Raw genomic sequence first — 1944 nt, 5'->3', positions numbered from 1 at the left:
AGAACAAGGCGCTCGAGGACGACCCCTTTCAGCGGCTGTGTTGAGTTCTTGCCGCCAGCTTCGAAAGCTGCTTGGATCCCCGCAGCCTTCCCGGTGAGCTCACCGGGATCGCCTCAGCTCAAACGTTCTCCTGAAAAGATGCCGCGGCTCCTCGGACACTTTGAACTTCCGTCACTCGATGTGAAACGTGGCCACGCCGTATCGTTGCTTGTGGCAGGCGAGTTCTACGCAGAGGAGTCACTCCTTGATGAGATCGCCGCCCGGCTCCGAATCGATGGCTGGATCGTAGGCGTTGCGAAACCAGCGAGAAGACGTGGCGGTCTCTTCCGTTTCCTTTCTCCGAGTTCAACAGATCGATGGCTCTCGAATGAGGTTGGAGTCGACCAGCAATCTGCGCAGGAGATCATCTCCGAGCTTCCGATCGACGTGCGTCCCAAGCTTGAATGGAATGCTGGGAACCCACGCAACTTCCTTGGCGTCGCCGCAGCACTCCAGACTTCTCCAGATGTTTTGATTTATGCGAGTCTTGGCATGGATCCGGTCGGTGTTCTAGCGCTCCATGATTTCGTCACTTCGAGGCGCCAAGACTTCTTTGCAGTCTACGTTAATTGGAGTTGCGACCGCTCGAGCCACGATGCTGACTTCATGGCCCTACCATATTCCGAACGCAAGTGGCTGGAACCAACCGAGGAGAACAAGTCGTGAGACAGCGACGCCAATCAGCGGCTTTGTTGGAGATTGCCGAGTATGATTCGATCTGCTTTCCTTGCGTCGGAAGTGCCGCCATCGGGGCGCGCGTCCACATCAAACGTTCTCGTGGAATGTAGAGCGTCTGGGTTCTGAGGGTGTGGCAGAAGACGGAGTCGGAGATAGGTCGGGCTTATCGAGGTTTTCGAGCTTCCGGAGCTTTGCTGACCGGGGTGATCATCGTGCGGTGGGCAGCAGAGGAGCGGTCAGGAGAGATCGGAACGGCCACGTGACAGACGCTGTTAGATTGTCTGTCAGCTTCGCTGGGGCTCTGCATCATCACCGCTCGGAGTGCCTCGTGGGATGGTGTCGGCGCTCGATCGGGTATTTTCCCGTGGCGGACGGCGGCCTCCGCGAAGAACTCCCCGCCCCCAAGACCGCCCAACGAGAACAAGGCGCTCGAGGACGACCCCTTTCAGCGGCTGTGTTGAGTTCTTGCCGCCAGCTTCGAAAGCTGCTTGGATCCCCGCAGCCTTCCCGGTGAGCTCACCGGGATCGCCTCAGCTCGAACGTTCGCTAAGAAATGATCTCTTGGACCAAGTCGTATCGGCTTACTGCGCTCGTGTTCTTCTTCGGCAGTCTGCTGACGGGAGCGGGTCTCGCACTGCTGGCGGACAGGCTTATCGGGAATCACTTGGTGGCCTATGGCCTTGGGGGATTCGGGGTGTTTTTTGCCTTTCTTGCAGTTCCCGTTATTCGACGCCCACACCTGCGGGTCCGAGCTGACAGAACGCGTATTGAGGTTGATTCCCCCAGTTGGATTATTGGACGAAGCGTAAGGGTGGCAACAGATCAAGTTGACGGCGTTGTCTACACCAAGGGATTCGAGCATGAGGATCTGGCAGTATTGAGACTTCGCGATGGGACTGAGGTCATCCTGCCGAACGTGCCTGGATTTCCTGCGGCACAGATTCAGGGATTGTTAGCAAGTCGATGAAGCCAATCAATGAAGCGAACAAGCCGAAGATGGCGACCCCTCACAGCGGCCTTGTTACGTTTCCGTTCTGGTGCTTCAATCCGGCAACGGGAATCGGAGTGCCGCCATGAGGGTCGGGATCGCCATTTCTCAGACGTTAGCTTCAGAAAATGAACCAAGACGAACTCACCGAAGTATTCCGCAAGCTGGGCGTGAGCGATCCCGAATCTTGGGCAAGTTCCCAAGTGATCGAAGGCATTCCTCAACTTGGGCGATTCTTG

2 protein-coding genes are annotated in these 1944 nt (G+C 56.9%); both read left to right on the top strand.

The window, feature by feature from the left end; genetic code table 11:
* On the top strand, positions 1-705 hold a 705-nt coding region (locus ACFQY0_RS21050; protein WP_379716987.1), incomplete at its 5' end, for a hypothetical protein.
* Positions 706-1270: 565 nt separating this feature from the next.
* Positions 1271-1684 (top strand): hypothetical protein, encoded by a 414-nt coding sequence (locus ACFQY0_RS21045; protein WP_379716984.1) that lies wholly within the window; start codon positions 1271-1273, stop codon positions 1682-1684.
* Positions 1685-1944: the final 260 nt, after the last annotated feature.

The organism is Haloferula chungangensis (assembly GCF_042664875.1).
Lineage (GTDB): Bacteria > Verrucomicrobiota > Verrucomicrobiia > Verrucomicrobiales > Akkermansiaceae > Haloferula > Haloferula chungangensis.
This window is presented reverse-complemented; position numbering and strand designations above follow the sequence as displayed.

Excerpts from the sequence above, each read along its gene's own strand:
- ACFQY0_RS21045 (WP_379716984.1), top strand. The coding sequence starts at position 1,271 with ATGATCTCTTGGACCAAGTCGTATCGGCTTACTGCGCTCGTGTTCTTC.